Raw genomic sequence first — 1087 nt, forward strand, 5'->3', positions numbered from 1 at the left:
ACGAACACTCACCCTGACGCAACGACTGCGCCGCCAGATGCAACGCCACCAACGACGACGAACACGCCGTATCCACCGTCACCGCAGGCCCCTCAAGACCGAACGTGTAGGCCACGCGGCCGGACGCGATGCTGCCCGCGCTGCCGTTGCCGAGATACCCCTCCAGTTCCTCGGGCACAGTGGACAGCCGCGACGCGTAGTCGTGGTACATCACGCCGGCGAAGACGCCGGTGTCGCTGCCCCGCAGGGAGGTCGGCGAAATCCCGGCCCGCTCGACGGCCTCCCACGACGTCTCCAGCAGCAGCCGCTGCTGCGGATCCATCGCCAGCGCCTCACGCGGCGAGATACCGAAGAACTCCGCGTCGAAGTCACCCGCGTCGTGCAGGAACCCGCCTTCCTTGGTGTAGAAGGTGCCGAGCCGGTCGGCGTCCGGGCTGTAGAGCGCGTCGAGATCCCAGTCGCGATTCTCCGGGAACACCGAGATGCCATCGCCGCCGTTCGCGACCATGTCCCAGAGGTCCTCCGGGGAGGAGACCCCGCCCGGGTAACGGCATGCCATCCCGACGATGGCGATCGGCTCGTCCGCTGCCGGGAGCACCGTGGGAGACGCCGCATCGTTCACCGTCTGCGGCTGCTTCGTCTCGTCGTCCGGCTGCGCGTCCACGAGTTGCGGGAGCAGGAAGCCGGAGAGCTCGGCCGGATTGGGGTAGTCGAAGACCAGGGTCGTGGGCAACGTCAGACCGGTGGCTTTGCCGAGTCGGTTGCGCAGGTCCACGGCGGTCAGCGAGTCGAAGCCCAGTTCCGTGAAAGCGCGCCCGGCGGGGACCGCGCCCGCTGTCTCGTGGCCGAGCACTGCGGCGATCTCCGTACGCACCAGCGACAGCAGCGACGCCGAGCGCTCGGCCGCGGGCAGCGCCGCCAGCCTCTGCCGCAGACCGGCTGCTTCCTGTCGGCTGCCGGTGATCTCTCGTCGTGGCCGAGCAGGTACGAGGTCCCTCATCAGGGGGGCGAGCGTGTCGTTGTCGGCTTCGGTGCGCAGGGCGGCGTCGTCCAGGCGGATCGCCACCAGGTTCGGCTCGTCGGCTGC

General features: G+C 69.5%; 1 protein-coding gene. It reads right to left on the reverse strand.

Features of this window, described 5'->3' with window-relative positions:
* A partial coding sequence (locus tag ACFIF2_RS35830) for a beta-ketoacyl synthase N-terminal-like domain-containing protein (RefSeq protein WP_395577476.1) occupies positions 1-1087 on the reverse strand: 1087 nt, incomplete at both ends.

This window comes from Streptomyces sp. BK79 (assembly GCF_044142145.1).
GTDB lineage: Bacteria > Actinomycetota > Actinomycetes > Streptomycetales > Streptomycetaceae > Streptomyces.